Source organism: Halosimplex carlsbadense 2-9-1, from assembly GCF_000337455.1.
In the GTDB taxonomy this organism is placed as follows: domain Archaea; phylum Halobacteriota; class Halobacteria; order Halobacteriales; family Haloarculaceae; genus Halosimplex; species Halosimplex carlsbadense.
Window position 1 is genome coordinate 115271 of sequence record NZ_AOIU01000023.1, and the last position, 25009, is coordinate 140279.

Annotated in this window: 26 protein-coding genes and 1 tRNA gene; 18 read left to right on the forward strand and 9 right to left on the reverse strand. The window is 67.9% G+C overall.

Going from position 1 to position 25009, the window contains the following annotated elements; translation table 11 throughout:
* Positions 1 to 76 precede the first annotated feature (76 nt).
* The gene (locus C475_RS09530) at positions 77 to 2140 is read right to left on the reverse strand and encodes an AMP-binding protein (RefSeq protein WP_006883611.1); all 2064 of its coding nucleotides are present in this window, start codon (positions 2138 to 2140) and stop codon (positions 77 to 79) included.
* 152 nt (positions 2141 to 2292) lie between these two features.
* Here C475_RS09530 and C475_RS09535 point away from each other — a divergent pair, with 152 nt between their 5' ends.
* Both C475_RS09535 and C475_RS09540 read left to right on the forward strand, forming a co-directional pair.
* Entirely contained in the window at positions 2293 to 2874 is a 582-nt protein-coding gene (locus C475_RS09535; protein ID WP_006883612.1) for a GNAT family N-acetyltransferase, read from the forward strand.
* Between the two features lie 104 nt (positions 2875 to 2978).
* Positions 2979 to 3266 carry a hypothetical protein gene (locus tag C475_RS09540; protein ID WP_006883613.1) on the forward strand — a complete coding sequence of 96 codons (288 nt, stop codon included), beginning with the start codon at positions 2979 to 2981 and terminating at the stop codon, positions 3264 to 3266.
* 63 nt (positions 3267 to 3329) lie between these two features.
* Here C475_RS09540 and C475_RS09545 read toward each other — a convergent pair whose 3' ends face one another.
* The gene (locus C475_RS09545; protein ID WP_006883614.1) at positions 3330 to 4184 is read right to left on the reverse strand and encodes an NAD(+)/NADH kinase; all 855 of its coding nucleotides are present in this window, start codon (positions 4182 to 4184) and stop codon (positions 3330 to 3332) included.
* A 164-nt stretch (positions 4185 to 4348) separates the two neighbouring features.
* On the opposite strand from C475_RS09545, the gene C475_RS09550 reads away from it, so the two are divergent.
* Positions 4349 to 5506: a KaiC domain-containing protein gene (locus tag C475_RS09550; protein WP_006883615.1), complete on the forward strand. Its 1158-nt coding sequence runs from the start codon at positions 4349 to 4351 to the stop codon at positions 5504 to 5506.
* Positions 5507 to 6410: 904 nt separating this feature from the next.
* On the opposite strand, the gene C475_RS09555 is transcribed toward C475_RS09550, so the two are convergent.
* Positions 6411 to 6638 (reverse strand): hypothetical protein, encoded by a 228-nt coding sequence (locus C475_RS09555; protein WP_152436376.1) that lies wholly within the window; start codon positions 6636 to 6638, stop codon positions 6411 to 6413.
* Positions 6639 to 6822: 184 nt separating this feature from the next.
* Complete coding sequence (locus tag C475_RS09560; RefSeq protein WP_006883617.1) at positions 6823 to 7161, reverse strand: ferredoxin; 339 nt, start codon at positions 7159 to 7161, stop codon at positions 6823 to 6825.
* Positions 7162 to 7467: 306 nt separating this feature from the next.
* Here C475_RS09560 and C475_RS09565 point away from each other — a divergent pair, with 306 nt between their 5' ends.
* A complete protein-coding gene (locus C475_RS09565) occupies positions 7468 to 7923 on the forward strand; it encodes a universal stress protein (RefSeq protein WP_006883618.1) in 456 nt (151 codons plus the stop codon).
* Between the two features lie 36 nt (positions 7924 to 7959).
* On the opposite strand, the gene C475_RS09570 is transcribed toward C475_RS09565, so the two are convergent.
* Positions 7960 to 8388, reverse strand: coding sequence for a universal stress protein (locus C475_RS09570; RefSeq protein WP_006883619.1), 429 nt, complete (start codon positions 8386 to 8388; stop codon positions 7960 to 7962).
* 109 nt (positions 8389 to 8497) lie between these two features.
* Between C475_RS09570 and C475_RS09575 the strand changes: the two genes are divergently transcribed.
* Positions 8498 to 8902, forward strand: a complete 405-nt coding sequence (locus C475_RS09575; protein WP_006883620.1) for a hypothetical protein — start codon at positions 8498 to 8500, stop codon at positions 8900 to 8902.
* A gap of 87 nt (positions 8903 to 8989) precedes the next feature.
* On the opposite strand, the gene mptA is transcribed toward C475_RS09575, so the two are convergent.
* The 3 genes from mptA to ahbB all read right to left on the reverse strand — a co-directional run bounded on the left by mptA (position 8990) and on the right by ahbB (position 11841).
* Complete coding sequence (gene mptA, locus C475_RS09580; protein WP_006883621.1) at positions 8990 to 9925, reverse strand: GTP cyclohydrolase MptA; 936 nt, start codon at positions 9923 to 9925, stop codon at positions 8990 to 8992.
* 160 nt (positions 9926 to 10085) lie between these two features.
* Positions 10086 to 10655, reverse strand: coding sequence for a response regulator (locus C475_RS09585; protein WP_049930389.1), 570 nt, complete (start codon positions 10653 to 10655; stop codon positions 10086 to 10088).
* A gap of 136 nt (positions 10656 to 10791) precedes the next feature.
* Positions 10792 to 11841 (reverse strand): siroheme decarboxylase subunit beta, encoded by a 1050-nt coding sequence (gene ahbB / locus C475_RS09590; RefSeq protein WP_006883623.1) that lies wholly within the window; start codon positions 11839 to 11841, stop codon positions 10792 to 10794.
* 162 nt (positions 11842 to 12003) lie between these two features.
* On the opposite strand from ahbB, the gene C475_RS09595 reads away from it, so the two are divergent.
* The 13 genes from C475_RS09595 (at position 12004) to C475_RS09655 (ending at position 24056) form a co-directional block, all read left to right on the forward strand.
* Positions 12004 to 13074 (forward strand): anthranilate phosphoribosyltransferase, encoded by a 1071-nt coding sequence (locus C475_RS09595; protein WP_006883624.1) that lies wholly within the window; start codon positions 12004 to 12006, stop codon positions 13072 to 13074.
* 83 nt (positions 13075 to 13157) lie between these two features.
* The gene (locus tag C475_RS09600) at positions 13158 to 13706 is read left to right on the forward strand and encodes a peptidylprolyl isomerase (protein WP_006883625.1); all 549 of its coding nucleotides are present in this window, start codon (positions 13158 to 13160) and stop codon (positions 13704 to 13706) included.
* Positions 13707 to 13926: 220 nt separating this feature from the next.
* Positions 13927 to 15861 (forward strand): ABC transporter substrate-binding protein, encoded by a 1935-nt coding sequence (locus tag C475_RS09605; RefSeq protein ID WP_006883626.1) that lies wholly within the window; start codon positions 13927 to 13929, stop codon positions 15859 to 15861.
* A gap of 103 nt (positions 15862 to 15964) precedes the next feature.
* On the forward strand, positions 15965 to 17035 hold the full coding sequence (locus tag C475_RS09610) for an ABC transporter permease (RefSeq protein ID WP_006883627.1): 1071 nt from the start codon (positions 15965 to 15967) through the stop codon (positions 17033 to 17035).
* Positions 17036 to 17039: 4 nt separating this feature from the next.
* Positions 17040 to 18587 carry an ABC transporter permease gene (locus C475_RS09615; RefSeq protein ID WP_006883628.1) on the forward strand — a complete coding sequence of 516 codons (1548 nt, stop codon included), beginning with the start codon at positions 17040 to 17042 and terminating at the stop codon, positions 18585 to 18587.
* Entirely contained in the window at positions 18584 to 19735 is a 1152-nt protein-coding gene (locus C475_RS09620) for an ABC transporter ATP-binding protein (RefSeq protein WP_006883629.1), read from the forward strand. Before C475_RS09615 ends, C475_RS09620 begins: the two co-directional genes overlap by 4 nt.
* Entirely contained in the window at positions 19732 to 21069 is a 1338-nt protein-coding gene (locus C475_RS09625) for an ABC transporter ATP-binding protein (RefSeq protein ID WP_006883630.1), read from the forward strand. The genes C475_RS09620 and C475_RS09625 overlap by 4 nt, the downstream gene beginning before the upstream one ends.
* Positions 21059 to 21451, forward strand: a complete 393-nt coding sequence (locus C475_RS09630) for a DUF7555 family protein (protein WP_006883631.1) — start codon at positions 21059 to 21061, stop codon at positions 21449 to 21451. The genes C475_RS09625 and C475_RS09630 overlap by 11 nt, the downstream gene beginning before the upstream one ends.
* A 90-nt stretch (positions 21452 to 21541) precedes the next feature.
* Positions 21542 to 22123 carry a DUF7529 family protein gene (locus C475_RS09635; RefSeq protein ID WP_006883632.1) on the forward strand — a complete coding sequence of 194 codons (582 nt, stop codon included), beginning with the start codon at positions 21542 to 21544 and terminating at the stop codon, positions 22121 to 22123.
* Positions 22124 to 22286: 163 nt separating this feature from the next.
* Positions 22287 to 22559, forward strand: coding sequence for a hypothetical protein (locus C475_RS09640; RefSeq protein ID WP_006883633.1), 273 nt, complete (start codon positions 22287 to 22289; stop codon positions 22557 to 22559).
* 115 nt (positions 22560 to 22674) lie between these two features.
* A tRNA-Leu gene (locus C475_RS09645) sits at positions 22675 to 22759 on the forward strand.
* A 226-nt stretch (positions 22760 to 22985) separates the two neighbouring features.
* The gene (locus C475_RS09650) at positions 22986 to 23465 is read left to right on the forward strand and encodes a hypothetical protein (protein ID WP_152436377.1); all 480 of its coding nucleotides are present in this window, start codon (positions 22986 to 22988) and stop codon (positions 23463 to 23465) included.
* A gap of 75 nt (positions 23466 to 23540) precedes the next feature.
* A complete protein-coding gene (locus C475_RS09655; protein WP_006883635.1) occupies positions 23541 to 24056 on the forward strand; it encodes a DUF5813 family protein in 516 nt (171 codons plus the stop codon).
* A gap of 18 nt (positions 24057 to 24074) precedes the next feature.
* On the opposite strand, the gene C475_RS09660 is transcribed toward C475_RS09655, so the two are convergent.
* Positions 24075 to 24938: a CheF family chemotaxis protein gene (locus C475_RS09660; protein ID WP_006883636.1), complete on the reverse strand. Its 864-nt coding sequence runs from the start codon at positions 24936 to 24938 to the stop codon at positions 24075 to 24077.
* Positions 24939 to 25009: the final 71 nt, after the last annotated feature.

Sequence of the window (25009 nt, forward strand, 5' to 3'; positions counted from 1 at the left end):
ACGAAACGGCTGGGACCGCGGAAAAGGGGTGGGTTGATATGTTCACCCCGGCCGACGCGCGGCCGACGCGACGCCGCTACCGCGCGTCGGCGACCCCGTCGAGCGCGTCGGGGTTCTCGATGGAGGACATGTCGCCCAGGTCCTCGCCGGTGTAGGTCCCCCGGACGGCCCGACGGATGATCTTCCCGCTCTGGGTCTTGGGGAACTCGTCGACGAACAGCACCTCCCGTGGCCGGAACGGCTTGCCGAGTTCCTCGCCGACGAGTGCCCGGATCTCGGCGCGTAGCTCGTCGGACTCCGCGGCGCCGTCCTCGACGACGACGTAGCAGACGACCGCGGTGCCGGTGGTGTCGTCGGGGACGCCGACGGCAGCAGCCCGGTTGACCGCCTCGTGGTCGATCGCGGCGCCCTCGACCTCCGCCGGGCCGACCTTCCGCCCGGCGACGTTGAGCGCGTCGTCGGCTCGGCCGTGGAGGAACCAGAAGCCGTCCTCGTCCTTCTGGGCCCAGTCGCCGTGGTCCCACAGACCGTCCCAGGTCGACCAGTACTCCTCGAGATAGCGCTCGTCGCCCGACCACAGCGACTTCGTCATCGACGGACAGGAGTCGCGAGCGACCAGATACCCCCGCTCGCCCGTGTCGGCGATGCTCTCGCCGTGCTCGTCGACGATGTCGATGTCCATGCCGAGGCCGGGGCCGCCGAGCGTGCAGGGTTTCAGTTCCTGGATAGGCATCGGCATGAGGAAACAGCCGCAGATCTCCGTACCACCGGAGATGTTGATGATCGGCGCCTCGCCGCCGCCGACGTGCTCGTAGAACCACAGCCAGGACTCGGGGTCCCAGGGCTCGCCGGTCGATCCCAGGATGCGCAAGCTGGACAGATCGTGGCCCGCCAGCCACTGGTCGCCGTGCTTGCGGAGCGCCCGAATGGCGGTCGGTGAGACGCCGAACTGCGTGATGTCGTGGCGGTCGATCATCGCCCAGTAGCGGTCCGGATCGGGGTAGTCCGGCGCGCCCTCGTACATGAAGGCGGTGTTGCCGAAGTGGTGGTTGCCGATCAGCGTCCAGGGACCCATCATCCAGCCGATGTCGGACACCCAGAAGAAGCGGTCGGCCGGTTTCAGGTCGAACCCGAAGTACAGCTCCTTGGCGCACTGGACGTTCACGCCGGCGTGCGTGTGGACGATGCCCTTCGGCTTCCCGGTCGTCCCCGACGAATAGAGGAGCATCGACTCCCGGTCCGCGTCGAGTTCGCGCGTCTCGAACTCGTCCCGCTGGGTCTCGACCGCGTCGGCCCACCAGCGGTCCCGTCCGTCGGTCCAGGGGATGTCGTGGTCGCCCGGGTCCGCGGACTCCGCCGCCACGTCGGTCTCGGCTCGGCTCCCGAGCCGGTCGTAGACGACGACTTCCTCGACGTGGCCGGCCGCCGCGACGGCCTCGTCGGCGGTGGGCTTCAGGCGGACCTCGCTGCCGCGGCGGTAGAAGCCGTCGCCGGTGAACAGCACCGAGGGCTCGGCGTCGTCGATCCGCGTCGCGGTCGCGTCGACGCCGAACCCCGAGAAGATGGGCACGGCGACGGCGCCGGCTTTGAAACAGCCGTAGAGGATCGAGACGACCTCGGGGACCATCGGCATGTACAGCCCGACGGTGTCGCCGACGCCGACGCCGCGGGAATCGAGGTAGTTCGCGACCCGGTTCGACTGGCGGTGGAGTTCGTGGAAGGTGACCTCCCTGACCTCGGCGGCTTCGCCGCTCGGGCCGACGGGCTCGCCTTCCCAGATGCAGGCCACCTTGTTCCGGGCCTCGGCGTCGCGGGCCGCGTGGCGGTCGCAGACGTTGTGCGCGATATTCGTCGTCCCGCCAGGGTACCAGTCGGAGAACTGCGGCCCTTCGCTGTCGTCTCTGACCCGGTCGTAGGGCTCGAAGAAGTCGACGTCGAGGTAGTCGGTCATCGTGTCCCAGAACCAGTCGACGCCCGACGCTGGCTCGCCGGGGTCGGCCTCGGTCGTCCGGTCGATCAGCTCCTCGTAGTCGTCGATGTCGTAGGTCCGCATGAACTCCCGGACGTTGGTCGACTCGACGAACGCCGGGTCGGGCCGATGGACCACCTCGTCGATGTCTCCGAGTGAATCGGACGCCATACGAGCCGTTCGTTCGGTGAACCCAAAGTCGTTGCCCGGTCGATCGTGAACGACTGCCGGCGACCGGCGGCGGCGAACCGTCGATAGGCCACCGCGGCCGGGCCTCCGGGTCGCCCGCAACTTCTTTTCGCGTGGCCGTCCGAGAATACGGTATGTACGTTCGGGACGCCAAGAACCGCGACGAGGCCTGGCTGCTGGACCACATCGAGGCGATGGGGTTGGACGAGACAGCGTTCCGTTCGCGCGACTACGTTATCGCCGTCGACGAGGTGGACAACGTCAAGGCGGGGTTCGGGCGCTACCGCGTCCACAAGACCGACGACGGCGAGCACTGCGAACTCACGAGCATCGGCGTCCTCGACGGCTGGCGCGGCCAGGGCGTCGGCGCTCACGTCGTCGAGCGACTCGTTCGCACGGCCGCCGACGAGGGGTTCGAGGTCGTCTACTCGTTGACCGGCGAGCCCGACTACCTCGCGACGTTCGGCTTCGACCCCATCGAGGAGTCCCGGCTCCCCGAGCGGCTCCGCAAGCGTCTCGGCGAGAAGCGCGAGGGCGTCGCGCCCGAGGCGATCCCGATGCGGGTCGAGCCCGAACGCTTCCGCGTGCCCGACCGGCTCCGTGAGGCGTTCAAGGGCGCGGCGGCCGCACCGGAAGACGACGAACCCGAGGAGGGACCCGAGGACTTCGGGATCGACCCCGACGAGGCGACCTACAAGTACGACACCGGTCGGTGACCCGGTGACGACCGGGTATCCCGGCTCGGGGACGGTCAGTCCACCGGCTCCCGCGGCGGGAACGGAAGTTTAAAGATTCTCTCAGGGCGAGTTTCGAAACAAGAATGCTCCCGATCCCGCTCCAGCTGGTCGACGGGTTCCTGCTGAAGGTGAACTTCGGCGACGCGCTCATCGTCGGGTTCGTCCTGGGACTGTTCGCCGTGGCGACCCAGCGCTCGCGGAAGCTGCTGACGCTACATCTCATGACGTTCGGCGCCCTGTTCCTTCTCAGCCCCGCCAGCATGTACGCGTCGCAGGAGCTGAGCCTCCTCGACAGCATCATCCAGTACAAGATGATCGGCCTCGTCCTGCTGGTCATCTCCCCGGTCCTCTACACGACCGCACAGAAGTAAACGCCGTCGCAGGCTGCGTCCGTTCTCCCCGCTACCTACCGTGTCCGACCGGCGGCGACGCCGTCACTCGATCTTGCCGAGCGCGGCGAAAAAGTCCAGGGGCGGTCCCGCGATCCGGACCGGTCGCGCCGCGCGTTCGAGCGTCACCTGCGCGGGCACCGCCAGTTCCTGCCGTGCGCGGCCGTCGCTGACGACGAACGCGCCCTCGGCGTCGTCTACCCGGACGGTGACCGTGCTGTCGGCGTCGACCGCCAGCGGGGGCATCGACTCCTCGCCGCACATCTCCGTGAGTACGAGCGTCGACACGCCCGGATGGACCAGCGGGCCCCCTTCGCTGAGGTTGTAGGCGGTCGAGCCGGTCGGCGTCGCCACGAGCACGCCGTCGGCGTGCCCGCTGGTGTACAGCGACCCGTCGACGCGCACTTCGACGGCCGCGCCGCCGCCGTGGCCCCGCCGGGGCCCCTGAACGACGACCTCGTTGAGCGCCGGCGGCAGCGACCAGCCGTCGCCGCTGGCTTCGACCCGCGGCATGTCGCGGGTCTCGATAGCGCCGCGGTCCTGGTACTGCTCGACCTCGGCGGTGACCGCGTCGACGGCGTCCTCGGGCGGGACGGCGTTGAGAAAGCCCACCTCGCCGAGGTTGACGCCCATGATCGGCGTCGCCCCGGCGGCGCGGGCGGCGAACAGGAAGGTGCCGTCGCCGCCGATGCTCACCACCAGGTCGCAGCCGGCCAGCTCCTCGACGGGGACGCCCAGCTCCGCCGGATCGGGATGGCCGCTCGGCCAGGCGGCGGGCTCGTCGGCGGACTCCTCGTCGACGGCGACGGCCACGCCCATCCCGGCCAGTCGCTCGTACAGGTCCGCGACGATCCCCGCGGCGCGGCGGTTGCCGCGCTGGCCGACGATTCCGACTCGCATTGACCCCCGATTCGCGTTCCTCCCCAATAAACGACCCCTTCGGCGTCCGCCGACCGCGGGGCGGTCGGCTCCTCGAATCAACTCCGATAGCCGGCGGGCAAGTTTAATGCCGGGCGAGACTCACCTTCGCTCATGATCACCCCGGAGTCCGGGGAGGCGAACGGATGAGCGACGACGCGGACGACGACTGGTTCGAGGGCGCGCTCGACGACGAGGAGTCTGCGGCGTCGACCGCAGCCGACGACGACGGCTCCGGAGCGACAGGTGACGACGCGCTCGACGACTCCGCAGAGGAGCCGTTCGGCGACTCCGAAGCCGACGCCCAGTTCGACGAGTCCGACGACAGCGGGGCCTTCGGCGGCGAGAGCGGGGTCGCCGATTCGGACGGTACAGGTGCCTTCGGCGATTCGAGCGGGAACGACGGGTTCGGCGACACCGGCGGCGACACGAGCGCGTTCGGCGACGTAGGGACCGACGGAGACAGCGCGTTCGGCGACAGCGGCAGCGGCGACGCGCTCGGTAGCGACACCGACGACGGCCTCTTCGACGACGACTTCGCCAACGCTATGGGCGGAGTCGGCGGCGGCGACGCCGACTTCGAGGACGAGGACTTCGAGTCGAACATCCCCCGGCTGGATCTGGGCATCGAAGGTCTCGACAACATGGTTCAGGGCGGGATCCCGCTCCGTCACCTCATCGTCATCGTCGGCGGCGCCGGCACCGGCAAGACCACGTTCGGCCTCCAGTTCCTCCAGCACGGCCTGGAGAAAGAAGACACCGACCGCGGCGTCTTCATCACCCTCGAACAGACCTACGAGGACATCATGGCCACCGCCGAGGAGCGCGGCTGGGAGTTCGAGCGCCACGAGGAAGAGGGGAACCTCGCCGTCATCGATCTCGACCCCGTCGAGATGGCCAACAGCCTCGACAACATCCGCGGCGAACTCCCCGACCTCATCGAGGACTTCGACGCCGACCGGTTCGTCCTCGATTCGGTCTCCCTGCTGGAGATGATGTACGAGGACGTGTCGCGGCGCCGCACCGAAGTCTTCGACTTCACCCAGAGTCTGAAGGAGGCCGGCGTCACCACCGTTCTCACCAGCGAGGCCAACGAGAACAACCCCTACGCTTCCCGCCACGGCATCATCGAGTACCTCACCGACGCCGTCTTCCTGCTGCGATACGTCCGCTCGGAGACCCAGGAGACCCGCCTCGCCGTCGAGATCCAGAAGATACGTAACGCCAACCACTCCCGGGAGACCAAACCCTACGAGATCACGATGGACGGCATCTCCGTCTACGAGCAGGCCAATATCTTCTGAGACCATCTTTTTCGCGAGTGGGTTTCCTCGGCGCGCGGAGCGCGCCTGCGGGAACCCACCCGCCAAAAACATGGGCGAAAAAGCGCGAGTAGCGCGGAACGAAGTTCCGCGGACCGTTCGAGCGGGCAGAGCCCGCGAGAAGACGGCAGAGCCGCTCGCGTGAACCGCGCGCCTGCGGCGCGCGGATGCTCAGTACAGGCGATGGGGTAACAATCTACCGTGGCGCGCGCTGTCGTCTCGGAATCGCTCGCGATTCCGATGGGCCGTCAGAGCTTGCTCTGACGTTGGCGCGCTCTTGTGCGCGCGACGTAGCCGTGCGAGGGATGACTGAGCGAGCACAGCGAGCGAAGGAATCGGCTGGGGAGGCGTGTGGCTGTTTGCGGTTGCTGGCGCGGTGCTGTCCTGGCGTCCTCGTGAGTAGCGAGGGAGCGAAGCTCCCTCGGACCGTTCGCGCGGCGCTGCCGCGCGAAGACGAAGCGAACGAGGGCTCAGGAGANCCTCGTGAGTAGCGAGGGAGCGAAGCTCCCTCGGACCGTTCGCGCGGCGCTGCCGCGCGAAGACGAAGCGAACGAGGGCTCAGGAGAGCTTGCTCTCCTGGTGGACTGAAAGGGCGAGACGCGCTCGCGTTCCATTTAGTCGCCTGAGCGGGCCCTATCCGAGCGAAGCGAGGATATCCCGCTCAGCGACCGCGAGCGTGCCGAGGGCTTTCAGCGCCTGTTGTCAAGTGCGGTCCCGCCTCCAGCTAGCGAGCGCGTCGAGGGCGTTCAACGCTTGCTGTCCCCTGTGAGCGCGGTCGCTATCGTTCCACTTTCTTCCACGACACACCCAACAGAGACCGACGCTCAACTCGCACAAACGGAGAGCGGGACGAGGAGCCGAACGCCGCCCGGCCGCACTCACCGCGTCACTGTCCGGCGGAGTCTCCCGAGGCAACCGACGCGTGCAGCGAGTAGCCGACCAGCGCGACTCCGGGGACGGCGAACACGCCGACTACCGCGCCGCCGAAACCCGCGGGCCACTCCCCGTTCGACCCGTACAGCCCGACCGACGCCAGCACCGCGACGAGCAACAGCGCGCCCACGTTCAGGGCCGACCAGAACCGTTCATCGGGTCCGCTGTCGGATCGCGACATATCGATCCCCGAACCGTCGTACGGCTTCCGGATGGAAAACTCGACTCGCAAAACGATTAGCCCGCGGTCGGCGCCTGCGAACCACGACATCTACTCGCGAGTCGCCTCAGCGAACGTCCGGGAACCCGAGGGTGACAGTGCTACCGTCGTCGCCGACGCCATCTCGCGACGGTCGAGCAGCGAGTTACCAGTCGACGGAGAGGGTGCCGTCGCCGTTCGGGTCGGGCGCGATCTCCTCGTCGGTGCGGCGGTCGACGACGTGGATGACGCCGCGGTCTTTCTTCGCGGGGCAGATCTCCGCCGCGCGGACGTTCTCGTCGAGGTCGTTCTCGTCGACGAAGTACGCCCGCGGTTTGGCGATCCCGGTCGAGAGGTCCAGTTTCCAGTTGTCCGAGACCTCGGCGCACTTCCCGGCGCCGAAGCACTTGTTCGCCTCGAAGATGATCTTGTAGGGTTTCTCCTCGACTGGGGGCGCGTCGCGCTCGCCGATCGTCGCCGGATCGACGGGTCCGTCCTCGGCCATACGGTCCGATCGGTGGTGACGGGCCTTTCGTCTGTCGCTTCGTGCGAGGCCGAGCGACCACAGGGAGCGAGGCCTCGGATCGGAGCGGCGAGCGACGCGAGGCTGACCGCAGGGAAGCCTCGGTGCGAACGGGGAGTGCGCGGCGCTTCGCGCCGCGAAGTGACCCGTGAGCGGAGGGAGCCGCGGAGACGTGCGGAGGTGGTCGCGAAGCGACCACAGGGAGCGAGGCCTCGGATCGGAGCGGCGGCCGAGTCGGTGACCGAGCGGCCCGCCGATTATAAGACGCGGGCGGCCGCACCACGACTCATGACTTATCTAGTTCCGTTCGACGGGTCGGCGCTCGCCGAGGCCGCCCTGGAGCGGGCGACGGAGTTCGCCGAACTCACCGACGAGGAAGTCGTCGCGCTGATCGTGATCCCGCTGGACGAGCGCGACTTCGCCGTCGAGCGCGGGTGGATCGACGAGGGCGAGCGCTACGATCCCGATGAGATCGAGGCCCAGCTCGAAGTGGGGATCCGTGCCGTCGCGCCCGACGCGACGATCCGTTGCGAGCGACCCGAGGACGTGAGCTCGGTCGCGTCGGTGACGACCGACGTGGTCCGGACCATCCGCACGGTCGCCCAGGAGGTCGACGCCGAGATCGTCTTCATCGGTAGCGAGAACGCCGGCCGCGTCTCGACGCCGGTCTCCAGCGTCGGCGCACCGGTCTCGGAAGACCCTCGCTACGACGTGCATATCGTCCGCCACGTCGACGAGGACTGAGTCGAACCCCTCCGGCCGACCGCACGACGACACTCCTCACCGCACGACGGTGACGGGGACGGGCGAACGGCGGACGACCGCTTCGGCGACGCTCCCGAGAAGGATGCGGGTGACGCCCGAACGGCCGTGGCTCCCCATGACGATCTGGTCGATCCCGTTCTCGTCGGCGAACTCCACGATGGCGCGGATCGGTTTGCCGACCTCGATCTCCCGTTCGAGGGAGAGATCGGTCCCGTCGGCGAGGGCGGCGATCTCTTCGAACAGTTCCTCGGCGGCGGCCCGCTCGCTCTCGTACCACTCCTCGGAGAAGCTCGGGATCGAGGTCTGAGCGCTGTAGCCGGCCTCCGCGGGGTTGACGACGTGCAACAGGACCACCTCCGCGTCGCCGAACTCCTCGGCGACGAACTCGAACGCCGTGTGTGCCTGCTCGGACCCGTCGACCGGGACGAGGATGCGCTTGCCCATGTCTCACGTACGACGCGGCCGGTGCTTCAATCTTCGGCGCGTCGCCGGGTTCGACGCGGTGATCCACCGACCGACAACGCTTAGTCCCGCTCGCCGTCTACCCGGCGGTATGCTCGACACGCTCGTCGCGGCGCCGCTCCAGTCGACCGGGGCCCTAGTCGCGGCGGCGGCGTTCCCCGCGCTGACGTGGGCCACGCTCGTCGCCTGGGTGTATCTCGACGCCCTGGCGCGGGACGGCGACCACCCGGTTCGCTCGACGGCGGCCGTCGCGGTCTTCCCGCCCGCGCTGGTCGCGTACGTCGCCTATCGTCCCGAGCGGACGACCTCCCAGTCCGACCGCGAACGGCTCGCGCTGACCGTCCTCCTCGCGCTGCTGGCGGCCATGATGGTCGGCACCGTCTTCTCGCCGCCGGACGTGTTCGCCCAGCCGCGCAACACCTTCGGCGCCGCGCTGGTGACGCTACCGCTGTTTTACCTGCTGGTCTACCGCGAGAACGCCGAGACGACCTCCTGACCGCTTCGGACGCCGTATCGCGAGACACTCCGGGGTCGACCGCACGCAGCGTGCGGTCGGCCCGCTACCCGCTCGCAGTACGCCGTATCAGTCGTCGCCGTTGACTTCCTCGCGCAGGGTCTCGACTTCGGCGACCCGTTCGGCGTGGGCGTTGTGCTGGTGGATGGACTCGTCGTTGGACTGCTCCATGCGGACGACCGCGTCGTCGTCGAGGCCGGGGAACTCGTCGATCACGCCCTCGGCCATCGCGCGCACGCAGTCCTCGACGAACTTCGCGTCGAGGTGGGACTGGTAGGTCATGTGGTCCTCGTCGGGCCGCTTGGCGAGGTTGTAGATGCGCGCGCTCATCGAGTCGCGGGCCACCTCGATCAACTCGGTGAGGTCCACGTTGGGACCGCCCTCGCTCTCGACGGTCAGCGTCGCGTGACCGCGCTGGGAGTGGCCCGGCTGGGGGACCTCTTCGAGGAACTCCTCGATGGTGCGGTCGTCGACGCCCTGGTCGCGCAGTTTCTCGCGGGCGCGGGCGGCGGACATCCCTTGCGAGCAGGGGCAGACGGTCATTCCGGTGACCTCGGCGCCGATCTCCTCGCGGATGTCGCCGTCCTCGGTGGCGGTCGCCGAGGCGATCACGTCGGCGGTCGACTGTGTGGGAAGGTCGCTCTCTGGCGTCCGCTCGCGCGTGACGAATTCCGCCTCCATGCGGACCTCCGCCTGTTCGGTGTAGTCGTGCTTGTCGAGCAGGCGCTCGGCGGCGGTGCCGCAGATGTCCTCGATACGGAGGTCGCCCTGGCTGACCGCTTCCTCCAGGGTCTCGTCGACGACCTCCATGTTGCGGCTCATGTCGGCGCCCTTGCGCCAGGACGGCAGGTCGACGAACACCTCGAACTCGGCCATCAGGACGTACGGGCGTTTGTCCTCGCGGCTGATCTCGACTAGCTTCTCGACGCCGGTGACGCCGACGCGGTTGAGGCCGACGGTCACGTCCGGGCTCGACGCCTGGACGTCCGGCAGTTGCGGTGTCATTGCGCCCGGCTTAGGACCTTCCCCGAATAGTGTTTTCGAAAGGGCCAGTACCCGCCTCGCTCGGTGACGACGCGTCGCTGTTCACGGGGGTGGATCGGCCCGGAACGACCGACGGCGACCGGGATCGCGGCCTGCGTCGACCGCGCCGGTCCCCGTTCGATTACTGCTCCAGGTCGCGGAACAGCGCCTCGAAGTCGTCCTCGGCGAGGCTCTCGGCGGCCGTCGACAGCGACGCCCGCAGCTCCGACCGGCGGTCTTCCAGCCGGCGGAACTCGTCGCTGTCGGCCAGTTCCGCGGTGGCTTTCGCAGACCGGAGCGCGACGTAGGTGCGCGTCACCCGGTAGTACTCCCGGAGCGCGCGCTCGTACTCGGCGCAGCGCAGGAGCCGGTCGACGGTGTCGAGCAGCTCCTCGCCGGTGACCGGCTTGACGACGTAGTCGTCGAACTCCATGTCGACGATGTCGAAGTCGGCGTCGACCGCGGTGACCATGGCCACCCGACAGTCGAGCTCGCGCTCGCGGACCGTCTCCAGCACCTCGTCCCCGACGAGGTCCGGCATCCGCCGGTCCAGCAGCACCACGTCGACATCGCTGTCGAGCTTCGAGAGCGCTTGTTCTCCCCCGTAGGCGGTCCGCACGTCGTAGGTATCGCGGACGTGTGCGGCGTAGGAGTCGGCGACTGCCGGCTCGTCGTCGACGATCAGCACCACCGCCCGCTCAGGACCCGTCATACGAACGTGGATATATGGCGCCAGTGGGCGCAAAAAGGTTCCGTCGGGTCCCACTGCGCCACGCAAGCCCGTTCGACTCGCCGCCGGTTCCTCTGCCGCCGTCTGCGCTCGCCGTCGCGCCGTCCGGCTCCCGGCCTCACTCCTCGGCGTACTCGTCGACCAGGTCCTCGTAGCGCGCGCCGGTCTGTTTCAGCGTTTCCGTCGAGTAGAGTCGCTCGTGGTTTACGGGCAAGTACTCCGCGGCCAGCTCGTCGATCTTCGCGTCGACGGCGTCCTGCTCGCGCCCGTGGATCATCGTGAAGAGGTTGTACGACCAGTCCTGGTCGGGCCGGCGCGGCCGGTGGTAACACAGTGTCACGTACGGCAACTTCCCGACCTCGACGCCACGGTCGTCGAGGTCGTCGTCGGGCACGTCCCAGACGACCATGCAGTTGGCGTCGAACCCCGTCACGAGGTGGTTGACGACGCAGCCGATCCGCTTGATGCAGCCGTCGGCGAGCAGTTTCTCGACGCTCGCGAGCACCTCGTCGACCGGCGCGCCGACGGCCTCGGCCACGTCCCGATAGGGCGTCGCCGTCAGCGGGAAGCCGCCCTGGACTTCCAGCAGGACGCGCCGGTCCAGCGCCGACAGATCCGCCGCCGCTCGCTCGCTGATAGTGGTCGCCGCCACGTCCGTCTCGGCGAGGCTCTCGCGGGCGAAGCGGTCGCCGTTGACCACCGGGAACTCGAGATCGATGTAGAAGTCCGTCAGCATCGGCAGCACGAGCACCTCGCAGCCGGTCCGGTCCTCGATCTCGGCGAGGATCTCGTCGCGGCGCTCCTTCGAGGCGGCGGTCACCACGAACCACATGTTCCACTCGTGGTCGCGCGCGTAGTTGTGGTTGACCTGCTCGTAGCCGTTGATCACCGCGGCGACCTCGTCGAAGCGGTCCGCGGGGGCCTGTACCGCCGCCAGCGTCGAACTCCCGATGACCGGCGGGTTCAACACGGGGCCGAACCGCCGGAAGACCCCGTCGTCGTAGAGGCGCTGGACCCGGTCGAGCGCCTCCCGCTCGTCGACGCCCACGTCGGCGGCGACCGCTTCGAAGGGCCGCTCGCGAACCGGGAACCCGCTCTGCCACCCGTCGATGAGCGCCGCGTCGACGGCGTCCACCTGTGCCCGCCAGTCGGCCGTCCCCTGACTCATTCGTCGAGGGTTAGGAGTAGTCCCGTGTGACTCTTTCGACTCCCCGTCGCCGTCGGAACCGGAAGCCGACGAACGTCCAGATCGCGGCGGCGAAACTGACCGCGGCGTCCGTGGCTCGGCGAAATCAGGTCGCTTTAACCGGATCGAACCGAAGGTCTATGCATGGCACAAGCGACCCAGGAGTTCGGCGACTGGCCGCTCAAGCGGCTGATGACGGAGGTCGTCGGATCCGGACACAAATCGGCCGACGACATGACCCGCGAGCAGGCCCGCGAGGCGTTCCAGCGGGTCCTCGCCGGGGAACCGGACCACACGACGCTGGGGGCGTTCTGGCTGGCCAACCGCTGGAAGCGCAACAACGCCGAGGAACTCGGGGCGTACGTCGACGTGATGCGCGAGGAGAGCGTCGAGACGGCCGAACCCGACGCCGACCCGGTCGACTGCGGCGCCAACTACGACGGAAAGGGCCGCTCGGCGATTCTGGGCGTGGCCGCCGGCGCCGTCGCCGCTGCCGCGGGCACCCCTGTCGTCGTCCACAGCGGCGACCGCGTCCCCACGCAGAAACAGGACTCGTACAAGCAGGTGCTCGACGAACTCGGCGTTCGTACCGAGATCGAACCGAGCGAGAGCGCGGACATGGTCGACGAGACGGGCTTCGGCTACTACTACCAGCCGGAGTTCAACCCCGGCATCCACGCGCTGTACGAGCGGCGGGACAACATGGGCGTTCGCACGTTCGTCAACACCGTCGAGACGCTGGCCAACCCCGCCAACGCCGACGTGCATCTCGGTTCGTTCTACCACCTGCCGTTCGCGGTGAAGATGACTGACACGCTCAAAGCCGCCGAGAGCCAGTCCGTCTCGCGGACGCTGTTCTTCCAGGGGATGGAGGGCTACGACGACGTGCGCCCCGGGACGACCGTCGTCGGCGAATGGAACGAGGGTGACGGGGAACTCGACGACTTCGAGATCAAGACCGCCGAGTACGGCATGGACTTCGAGAGCGAGGACCTCGGCGTGGAGGACGTGGCCGCCGAGTCCGCCGAGATCACCGGGGAAATCCTGGCCGGCGAGCGCGACGACCAGTTCGCCGACGCCGTCGCGCTCAACGCCGCCTTGCGTATCTACGCCCGCGAGGACGCCGCCTCGATCGACGAGGGGCTGGAGACGGCTCGTGAGGTTCTCGACAGCGGCGAGGCCGAAGCGGTGCTGGACGACCTGCGGGCGTTCTGAGCGTCCCGCCGGCCGCCGGCCGGACCGCCGCCGACGCGGGCGGTACCACCAGCGTTTTCTCCGCGGCGAGCCTCCGACCGGGTATGAGTGACGAACTGACAGCGACGCTCCACACCTCAGAAGGCGACATCGAGGTGCGACTGTTCGAAGACAAAGTGCCGAACACCGTCGAGGCGTTCGTCGACCACGCCACCGAGTCCGACTACGAGTCGGCCGAGGTCGGGCCGGGCGAGGGCGCCTGGGAGGACCCCGAGAGCGGCGAGAAGCGGGTCGACCCGCTGTACGACGACGTGGAGTTCCACCGCGTCATCGAGGACTTCATGCTGCAGGTGGGCGACCCGACCGGGACCGGCCGGGGCGGCCCGGGCTACACCTTCGACGACGAGTTCCACGACGACCTGCGCCACGACTCGCCCGGGAAGCTCTCGATGGCCAACCGCGGCCCCGACACCAACGGCTCGCAGTTCTTCGTCACGCTGGGCGCCCAGCCCCATCTCGACGACAAACACGCCGTCTTCGGCGAAGTCGTCGACGGCATGGACGTCGTCGAGGCGATCGGCTCGGTCGACACCGACCCGAGTGATCGCCCGATCGACACCGTCGTCCTCGAATCGGTCGAAATTCACCGGTAATACCGACCGTTCATCGCAGCTTTCGCCCGCTACGCTTTTATTCCCTTAATCCATTAGTGAGTCTCGGGTATCCCTCCGCGGTCCTGCAATTCCCCGTTATAATACCAGGGGATAGAATATAATTTAAGATAATTTTCGACCGCCGTGGTACTGCGGTTTTGCTAACAACTTACGGCAAGTTCCACCGCAATTTAAGTATCGCGCTCGGTAATAGTGGCGTATGTCTCGCGATACTGACGACTCCGACACCAGCCGACGACGATTCCTGAAAGCGACCGGTGCAGCTGCCCTCACCTCCGCGGTCGCAGGGTGTGGAAGCAACGGCGGCGACACCGCTACGCCCGGCGGCGGCGAGGACGGCGGTGACGGCGGGATGACCGACACCGGGACCGACGGCAACCCGGTAAACGTCGACGGGTATCCCTACGGCGTCGGCGAGACGATGATCGGGGAGGCCCAGCAGGTGATGGAAGACGCGGGCTACGGGCCGGACAACCGATTCGAGCTCGACTGGCTCCAGTACACCAGCCCGACGTGGTCGGAGATGGCGTCGACGATCGCCAGCCGACTGGAGTCGGCCTACATCGACATGAACCAGAGCGAGGCGGCGTTCTCCCCGCTGCTGGAGACCACCCGGAACGGCAACCACATGGCCTACACGCTGGGGTGGATCGCCGACTACCCCGGTCCCCAGAACTTCGTCCAGCTGCTCGACCCGCCGAACACGATGTACGCCGACAACGCCGCAGCCAACGGCGCTCGGCTGTTCTGGTCGGAGGACGCCGAGGCCGACCCGGCGGTCCGCCAGTACATGATCGACCAGTTCGACCGCATCGAGGAGAACCCCCAGGACACCGAGGACGCCGCCCAGATCCGCGGCGAGGCCGCCGTCGCGATGGAGGAGGGCATGTGGCAGGAGGCCGCGCTCATCCCCCTCTACCAGGGCGTCACCGAGGGTATGTGGTACGACCACGTCGACTACAACCCGCCGGGGCCGATGGGTCCCTCCCGCGCGAAGGCCAGCAACTCCGTCGCGGGGCTGGAGGGCAAAGACCGCCTCAGCACCATCTCCTCGACGTTCAGCAGCCTCGACCCGATCGCCTCCGGGAACACGGCGTCCGGCGGCAAGATCATGGACATGTACGACGCGCTGACGAACTACGCCAACGGGACGACCGAGGTCGAGAACTTGCTCGCCGAGGAGTACGAACTCAGTGAGGACTTCACCACCTACACGTTCACGCTGAAGGAGGGCGCGACCTTCCACAACGGCGACGAAGTGACCGCCCAGGACTTCGAGTACGCCATCAAGCGGCTGATGGTGTCCCCGAACTCCACGAACGCGCGGTTCCCCGTCAGCGTCATGGGGATCGAACACGAGACCGAGGAGGTCACGGTGACCGACGACGAGGGCAACACCGTCACCGAGACCGCCTCCGGCGAACCGCAGACGACCACCCGGATCATCCCCGACTCGATCGGCGTCACCGCGGTCGACGACTACACGCTGGAGATCACGACGGAGAACCCGTTCGCGTTCTCGCTGTCGGTGCTTGCCTACTCCGCGTTCTCGGCGGTACCCGAGGGCATCGTCGGCGACCTGGAGGGGTACGACGGCGAGATGTCCTGGGAGGAGTTCTCCCAGAATCCCGTCGGGGCCGGTCCCTTCGAGTTCGTCAACTGGGAATCGGGCAACGGCGGCGAGTTCGTTATGGACTCCTACGACGATTACCACGGCGAGGGCGCCTCCTTCGACGGCATCGACGCCGCGATCCTCACGGAGACCCAGGCGCGGTACAACTACTTCCTCAACGAGAACGCCGACATCGGAACCGTCCCCACGGCGCAGTACCAGGCCGACAGCGTCTCCATCGAAGAGACCGACGACGTCGGTCGCGACCTGGGGACCTACGAGCTGGAGAACGGGACCACTGTCAACTACGCCCGTACCCCGGACATCGGTACCTACTACATCGGCTTCAATATGGAGGCGGTGCCCAAGGCCGTCCGACAGGCGATGGCGTACGTCGTCAACCAGCCGGAGTTCATGGATCAGGTGTTCAAGGGTCGCTTCGAGCCGGCCTACCACCTGACGCCGGCGCAGATCTTCCCGGGCGGTGTCGAGGCCTACGACGAACACGTCGGTTCGGAGTAATCGGACGGGCCGACCGGTGGTCCCCCGATGATGCGCTCCCGACGACGAATGTATTGCTCTGCGGCACACACACAGAGACACCACCACGCATAACGGAGACGCCATGAACAAACTCCTGTATATCGCGAAACGGCTCGTCCTCGGGGTACCAGTCGTGCTGTTCGGCCTCACGATGACGTTCGTCATCATCTACCTGTCGCCGTTCGACCCGACGACGGCGATCCTCGGTCGGGACGCAGACCCTCAGACCGCCCGACAGCTGGCCGTGGCGCTCGGCCTTCGATACCCGAACGGCCAGCCCATACCCTTGTGGATCCAGTACTGGAACTTTTTGACCGAGACGATCACCTTCAATTTCGGCCAGTCGTGGGTCGTCACTCGCGGCCAGTCGGCCGCCCAGCTCGTCTGGGAACGCATGCCCGCGACGATCTGGCTCGGCAGCTGGTCGGTCCTCATCGCGCTGGCGCTGGGCATCCCGCTCGGGCTCTACGCCGGTCTGCGGGCCAACACCTGGGGCGACTACACCGCTTCGTTCGGCGGGATCGTCTGGCGCGCCATGCCGAACTTCTGGCTGGCCGTGATGCTCGCCGGCCTCCTGTCGGCCGGTGGCCTGCTGTCGTTCTACCGGGGCTTTCTGATACCGACCGACGTGATCGGCACCCCCGCGGCACTCGGTAACCTGTTCGGCAGCTACTCGCTGGGTCCGGTCGGGATACCGGTTCCCGACCCGTACAACTGGGCGGTCGCGTTCAAGTGGATCCTGCCGGCCGCGCTCGTGCTCGGCTCCTCCTCGATGGGTAACGAGGTCCGCATCGGTCGGACCGCCGTCCTGGAGAGCATCAACGCCCCCTACATCGACACGGCCAAGGCCAAGGGCCTCTCCGAGCGGGTGATCATCGGGAAACACGTCGCGCGCAACGCGATGATCCCGCTGCTGCCCGTCATCATGGGCGAGTTCTACCTGCTCATCGGCGGCTCGGTCCTCGTGGAGCTCATCTTCGGGATCCGGGGGCTGGGGAACCTGTTCCTTTCGGCCGTTCTCGCGTCGGACGTACCGATCATCGGCGCGCTCACCTACGTGTTCATCCTGATACTCGTGTTCTTCAACATCGCGCAAGACGTGGCGTACACCATGATCGACCCGCGGATCGGTCTCGAGGGGGAGGAGGGCTGAGACCATGTGCGCAACGGTGACCGACTCCGCACGCGACCGAAGTCGCCACGAGGAATCGACGCTGCGCGAGCGGCTGCTGGCGAACCCCGAACCCGCGTTGCGGTGGGGCGCGGTCGCCCTCGTTCTGGTCGTGTTAGAGTTCGGCGCGCTCGCGGGCGGGCTCTTGCTGTTGCTCGACGCGACGGTTATCGGGGTCACCGCGCTGATCGAAGTGGTCCTCGGCGCCGTCTCACAGAGCGCCGGCGAAGCGGTGTACGCCGCACAGCAGTCGGCCAGCGGCTTCCTCGACGGGCTTCGGGCCGCCGCCGGGAACGTCCCGACGCTCCTCTCGCGGGAGACGATCCCCAACCAGGGGTACCAGACGGGGCCGTCGAGTTCCTGGGAGGGCACCTTCCTCGGCCTGCAGCCGGCCGTGGCCTGGGCCATCCGGTTCGTCCTCGTCTACCTGTACGCGGCGGTCGTGTCCTACTGGGTGTACCGCGGCTGGCTCGTCTTCCGCGACCACTACCGGCAGGTCGAGTGGACGCCCCGCGACGACGTGGTCGACCGCCTGCGCGACCACCGCTGGGGGCAGTTCGGCATCGTCGTCGTGCTCGTGTTCGTGACGATGGCGCTGTTCTCCCCGGCGCTCGGACCGACCACCGTCGAGCAGAACATCCAGTCGCCCTACAGCAACGAGATACAGTACTTCGACGCCGAGAGCGGGAGCGTCGAGACGATCTACGCGGGCGACGCCAACTTCAACTCCAAGTCCAAGGGACAGGGCGACCAGAACGTCGGGCCGATGACCTACGACGACTACGGTCGGTTCCACCCGTTCGGGACGCTGACCAACGGCCGCGACCTGTTCACGTTCTCGGTGGCCGGCGCCCGGGTCTCGATGATGGTCGGGGCGCTGGCGATCGTGCTCGCGTCGCTGATCGCGATCATCGCGTCGATGATGTCGGCGTACTACAAGGGACTGGTCGACCTCGTGACCATCCTCGTCGCCGACGGGATCACGTCCATACCGGGGTTACTCCTGCTGTTGATGGTCGGGATGGCCTTCCAGGGACACTGGCTCGTGAACGTGCTCAACGGGGGGTTCCTCTACGCGCTGACCTTCGGGATCATCCTCTTCCCGAGCCTGTGGCGGTCGGTGCGCGGCCCCGCGCTTCAGGTCTCCGAGGAGGAGTGGATCGACGCCGCCAAGAGCTTCGGCCAGCGACCGCGGACGACCATGCGCAAGCACATGCTCCCGTACGTGGTGCCGTATCTGCTCGTCTACGGGTCGATGACCGTCGGCGGGGTGATCATCTCGATGGCGGCGCTGTCGTTCATCGGGAGCGGACTCGGGATCAACCCGCCGACGCCGGCCTGGGGCCGGGCGATCGACATGGGACGCAACTACGTCTCCACGCAGTCGTGGCACATCGCCTTCATCCCGGGGATGTTCATCGTCGTGCTCGTCACCGGGCTCAACGCCTTCGGCGACGGCATCCGCGACGCCATCGACCCCGAGAGCGAGGGCGGCGGTGAAGAGGAGGCGCAAGCAGGGGGTGCTGCCGGATGAGCGCCCCGCCATCGGGCGACAGCGTCGAGGACGGACGGGGCGACCGTCGGGGTCAGGAGGAACCCGTCCTCTCGGTGCGGAACCTCCAGACCGTCTTCCGGACCGACCGCGAGACCATCCGCGCGGTCGACGGCATCGACCTGGACCTCTACGAGGGCGAGACCGTCGGCCTCGTCGGCGAGTCCGGGTCGGGCAAGTCCGTCACCGCCCGGTCGATCATGGGACTGGTCGAGGAGCCCGGCGAGGTGCTCCCCGAGTCGTCGATCCGGTTCAAGGGCGAGGAGATCACCGACTACGACACCGCCCAGTACCAGGAGTTGCGGGGCAGCGGCATCGGGATGATCTTCCAGGACCCGCTGTCCTCGCTGAACCCCGTGTTCACCGTCGGTAACCAGATCCGCGAGGCGCTGAAAGTCAACCGCGGGATCACCGGCGAGGCGGCCCGCGAGGAGGCGATCGACCTGCTGGAAGCGGTCCAGATCCCCGACGCGGCCCGCCGGCTGGGGGAGTACCCCCACGAGTTCTCCGGCGGGATGCGCCAGCGGGCGGTCATCGCCATGATGCTCGCCTGCGACCCGGAAGTGCTGATCTGCGACGAGCCGACGACCGCGCTGGACGTGACCATCCAGGCGCAGATCCTCGAACTGCTCTCGGACCTGCAGGACGAGCGGGGGCTGTCGATACTGTTCATCACCCACGACATGGGCGTCATCGCCGACATCACCGACCGCGTGAACGTGATGTACGCCGGTGAGATCGTCGAGAAAGCGCCGACCGAGGAGCTGTTCGCCGACCCCCGACACCCCTACACCGAGGGACTGCTCGAAGCGATCCCCGGCCAGCACGCAGACGAGGATCGACTGCGAACGATCGAGGGGGAGGTGCCGACGCCGAACGAAGCGGCGACTCACTGCCGGTTCGCCCCCCGGTGTCCGAAGGCCTTCGAGGAGTGCGAGGCGGTCCACCCCGAACTCGTCGACGTCGACGAGAGCCCGGCCGACCACACCGCCGCCTGTCTGCTCTATCCGGAAGGCATGTCGAAGGGCGAGGCGGTCGCACACCACGAACGGCTCGGCGAGGCGCACGGTGACGGGAACTCGCGGCCGACGGGCGAAGACGTGGCGGCCGACGGAGGTGACTCCCGATGAGCGAGATGACCCAGCAGCGCGGCCGAACCGACGCCGCCGCGGTCGGCGAGACGCTCGTCGAGGTCGACGGGCTGAAGAAGTACTACGGCGGCGGCGGCGTCTTCGCGGACCCGCCGGTCAAGGCCGTCGACGGCGTCAGCTTCTCCATCCAGCGCGGCGAGACGCTCGGGCTGGTCGGCGAGTCCGGCTGCGGGAAGACGACGCTCGGCCGGACGCTCGTCCAGCTGGAGACGGCCACCGAGGGCACGGTCGAGTTCGACGGCACCGACGTGACCGAGCTGTCGGGCCAGCGGCTCAAACAGTGGCGCCGCAACGCCCAGATCGTCTTCCAGGACCCCGAGTCGAGCCTCAACGACCGGATGACGGTCGGCGAGATCGTCCGCGAACCGCTGGACGTTCACGAGGAGGGGACGCCCCGCGAGCGCAAGGAGAAAGTGAAGGACCTGCTCGCGCAGGTGGGGCTCCAACCCGAACACTACTACCGCTATCCCCACCAGTTCTCCGGCGGGCAGCGCCAGCGGATCGGGATCGCCCGCGCGCTGGCGCTCGAACCGGAGTTCGTCGTCCTCGACGAGCCCGTTTCCGCGCTGGACACCTCCGTGCAGGCGAAGATCCTCAACCTGCTGGAGGACCTGCAGGACGAGTTCGACCTGACCTACCTGTTCATCGCCCACGACCTCTCGGCGGTCCGGCACATCTGCGACCGCGTCGCGGTGATGTACCTGGGGAAGATCATGGAGATGGGCGACACCGAGGAGCTGTACACCGACCCGGCCAACCCCTATACGCACTCGCTGCTGTCGGCGATCCCCGAGCCCGACCCGACGGTCGACAAGCAGCGGATCACCCTGCCGGGGACGCCGCCGAGCCCGCGGGACCCGCCGACGGGGTGTCAGTTCACCACCCGCTGTCCGGCGAAGATCCACCCTCCGGAGTACGACCACCTCGACGCGGAGACGTGGAACGCAATCGAGCGGTTCCGCGAGGTGATCCGCGAGCGCACGCGGATCGACCTGTCGATACGCGACCGGGTTCGCCGGAGTATGGGCGCGTTCCACCGGTTCGACGACATCGACGAGACCGTCGTCGATATGTTCGAGGGCGCCCCCGACGAGGTCCGGAGCCACGTCGAGCAGGCCGCCGAGTACGTCAAGGCGGGCCGTCCGGACCAGGCCCGCGAGTACATGAGCGAGCAGTTCGACGGCGTCTGCGACACGGAGCGGCCGGAGCTGTACCCGGTGGGCGACACCGACCGGCTGAGCTACTGTCACCGACACGGCGAGGGCTACGAGAGCGTCGAGTCGGTGCTCGGCCGCGAGTCGGATGGCGAGTAAGCGCCTCCTGCTCGCGGAGTTCGTCGTCTGGGTCGTCGCCGTCGGGGGAGTCGTCTCCGCGGGCGCCCTCGCCGTCGGCTACCTCGTCGGCGGGACGCTCGTCGCCGCGAAGTACGCCGTCTTCCTCGTCGGCGTCGCCCTGTTCGGCGTCGGGAGTCTCGGCATCCAGCCGACACCCTCCTACAAGGAGCAAAAGCGAGTGACCCTGGAGTCGGACCGCCAGACCGGCTTCGAAGCCAGACTGCAACGGATCCCGCCCCTGCGGGGCGAACGGATCCCCTTCGACAACCGGGTCGGTCGCAACGCGAAGGTCTTCGCCGCCAGCCTGATCGTCCTCGGTGTCTCGCTCGTCATGGAGTTCGGTCTCGGCGTCCGTCCCTGAGCGGAATCGGGGACCAGCCGGTGGCCGACGATCCGCCGGCCGACCGTCCGTTGCACCACCCTTTACTGTGCGAATCGCGTTGACGAGTGTATGTCCCATCACCCCGACAGCCCCGACGATGTCGACCGGAAAGAGATCGTCGCCGACCACAGCGAGGAACTCAAGAGCAACTGGGAGCGCGCGCTCGAAGACATGCAGGCGATGGCCGACGACCGCGAAGAGCAGGGCTACGAGACGCTGGCGATCCCCGCGGGCGACACGACGACCCTCTCGCCGTCGATGGGCGAGGACGATACCTGGGGGCTCTCACACGTCGTCCCGAACAACTTCGCCGACGACTTCCGGGAGCAGTACGAGACGTTCTCGCTCGACGAGACCGGCGTCTACCAGATGGAGAGCGGCGGGTTCATCTTCGTCGTGACCGAGTGCATCGACCTCGACCAGGAGGTCGTCATCTTCGTCGCCGGCTCGTACGACATGCGCTTCTCTGCCGGACTCGTCCGCACCGCGACCGAGCGCGGGGAGATGCACACCCACGTCAAGACCCTCGACGGCACCGTCCTCGGCACGTTCGACCACGACGACCCCGCCGACTTCTTCCCCGACCCCGAGCAGTTCTACGCCTACGACATCACCGAACCCGACGACCCCGAGCGCCGCTCTGACCGGTAACTCCGTCCGCTCCCGTCGAGTCGGCGACCGTCGGTCACGCCCGCTGGATGTCCTCGGTGACCGGGGTGTCACGCTCTCTCGTGAAACTCAGTTCAGTAACTTCGCCTACAGAAATGTGTTTCAGATTACCTTTACGGTGGTCCCCGGTGTAGGATCGGATGTGATGAGACAGACTCGTCCGCCGGTCGCTTCGGCCGGCCTGCCGACGCAGTACAGTCTGGCGCGCACCCTGCTGGTCTCGCTGGCGATGTCGCTCGCGGTCGCCGTCGGTGCCCTGATGCTCATGTACCCCGCCGTCACCGCGCTCGCGGTCGCGCTCGCGGCGGTCTCGTGGGCGCTGACGGCGGTGATCGTCCGGGTCCGCCTGCGCCGCCGCCCGGTGACCCGCGTCCTGATGGTCCGGGTCCCGTTCACCGACATCCACGTCGAGGTCTAAACTCCGCTGGCGCGCCCTCCGAACAGTCTCTCTCTGTCTTTCTCGCTCGATGACACCGACAGCAGCGCGGCCGGACCGTAACCGCTATTCCGCCGGAGGGGCACCGGACGAACGCGCGAGGGTGGCTGAGCTAGGCCAAAGGCGGCGGGCTTAAGACCCGCTCCCGAAGGGGTCCATGGGTTCGAATCCCATCCCTCGCATTCTGTCGCTCGCAACTCGCGAGCGACGAATTCGTCGTGGATTCGAAGCCTATCAGTCGCGCGCAGCGAGCGGAGTGAGTGAGCACGTCTGATTTCGGTTCGAATCCCATCCCTCGCATTCTGTCGTTCCCGCCCGTGAGCGACGAGTGAACGGAAACGATACGACCGGGCCGGTCGGGCCGGTACGACCCGAAAACGCTTGTACGAGTCGCTCGACCACGCTCTCGTGGACCGAACCGCCGTGGGGACGGTCACGGTCGCGCTCGTCGCCGTCGGAGCCGTCCTCGGAGCGCTGTCGGTGGTGAGCGGCGCCGTCGGACCGTGTAGCGACGACCTGGCGTTCCAGGGGCCGACGACCGGGGTCGAAGTCACGGCCGACACGGACGAACGCGCCGTCGAAGTCACACACGTGGAGGGTGACATCCTGACCGAGGAGCGGACGCTGTCGGTCACCGCCGTCGTGTCCGCCAGCGAAACGGGGGCGACGAGCGAGTACGTCGCCGTGAACGCGAGCGAGGGGCTCCCGTTCGAACCGGCGGAATCGGCGAGGATCGAGAACGTGACGGTCGGCGGGCGGCCGCTGTCGGGCGGTGACGAGGTACGGGTCGTCTGGCGGGGATACGAGCGTCCACTCCCCGACTACTGTTTCGGGAGTCGCGGGAACGCGACCGCGCGGGTGACGGTGGCCCGCTGGACGGTCGGCTGAACGCCGCGGGCGGGAGCGACCGCCGCCGAGCCGCGACACAACGGTCTTTTGCCGACGAACGCCCTACCGGCGGGTATGACCGATGCCATGCCGACCGAGGCGCGCGACGCGTTCGAAGCACACGAGGCGTTCGCGCCCGCCGACGGCGGCTACCGGCTGACGACGACCGTCTTCGACACCGAGGTGACGGCGAGCGAGCGCGACGACTACGCGACGGACTTCCGGGTGCGCGTCGAGGTGCCGACGCTCCGGAGCGCGGCCGAGGACGGCGAGGTCGGCGAGGCCGTCCAGTCGGGGTGGCTCGACACCCTGGAACGGCGGCTCGAAGACGCGCCGATGGCCACGCGGGCGTCGGTCGACCTCGACGGGTTCGACGTGACGACCGCCGGCGGCACCGTCGTCGTCACCTACGAGTTCGCCTTCGGCGACGCCGACCGCGCGGTCGCGGTCGCGAAGACGTTCGTCGAGTACGTCGAGGGGACCTACGTGGAGGGCGTCGTCCCCGGCTACGACTACGGCGAACCGGTGACCGACCTGCTCTCGGCCGCGGCGACCGACGAGGACGGCGAGCGCGGCGGCACCCCGCTGTGAGACGGAACGACGGCTCCGCTACTGGTCGCTGATCACGTCGCTGGCGATGTTGCGTCCGCGGGCCTTCAGGCGCACGTCGCGGCGGACGCGCTTCTCGCGGAGAATTCCCTCCTCGACGAGTCGGTCGAAGACCGCCTCGACCTCGTCGACCTCCAGCCCGACGAACTCCGGAATCTCGAACGGTGAGACGCCCGAGTACAGCGCCATCAGGACCTCCATCTCCGTCTGGTTTAGGTCGGCGTCGGTGGCGTTCTGGAGTTCCCCCTGGCGGACGAGCGATTCGAGGATGGAGACGTGACGCGATGTCCCGGAGACGTACGTCTGGACGCTGGTTCCTTCGTCGTCGGTGTGTTCGACCTCCAGGACGCGCCGTTCGTCGCCTCGGACCGTCCCGTCTCTGGCGTCGACAGTTCCTACGTCGACGAGTTCGATCTCGACGAACTGGCCGCTGGCGACGCCCAGCCCGACCACGTCGGACTCGATGTTGATCCGTCCCTTCTCCCAGCCGGTGTCCCGGACGACGCCGCCCTCCACCGCGGGGTGTTTGACGAGGACGACCTCGCCGTCGAGCAGGGCGGTGTAGAGGTGCTCCTCGAAGGCGTCGGCGTCGGCGGGCGCGACTAGGAACACGTCGGACCCAGTCTGGACGGAGAAATAGCCCGAGACGGCCGTCATCGCCTGGTTGGCGTTCTTGCGGTTCTTGACGGTGCTGACCTTCGCCAGCGCGATCTGTCGTTTGCCCTCGTTGCTGGCGAGGACGAGCCGCTTGTTCGACAGGAGGATGCGTCCGCTCAACCACTCCAGGTCGTTGACCTTCCGGCCGCTCTTGACCACCTGGACGAACCGACCCTGGGTGTCCGCCAGCGCGCGCTCGTCGCTCACGGGCGGTCACCTCCCGGCGACGGCAGCGGGCGGCGCCCGTCCGCTCCGGCCGTTCGCCCGGCGCCGGTCCG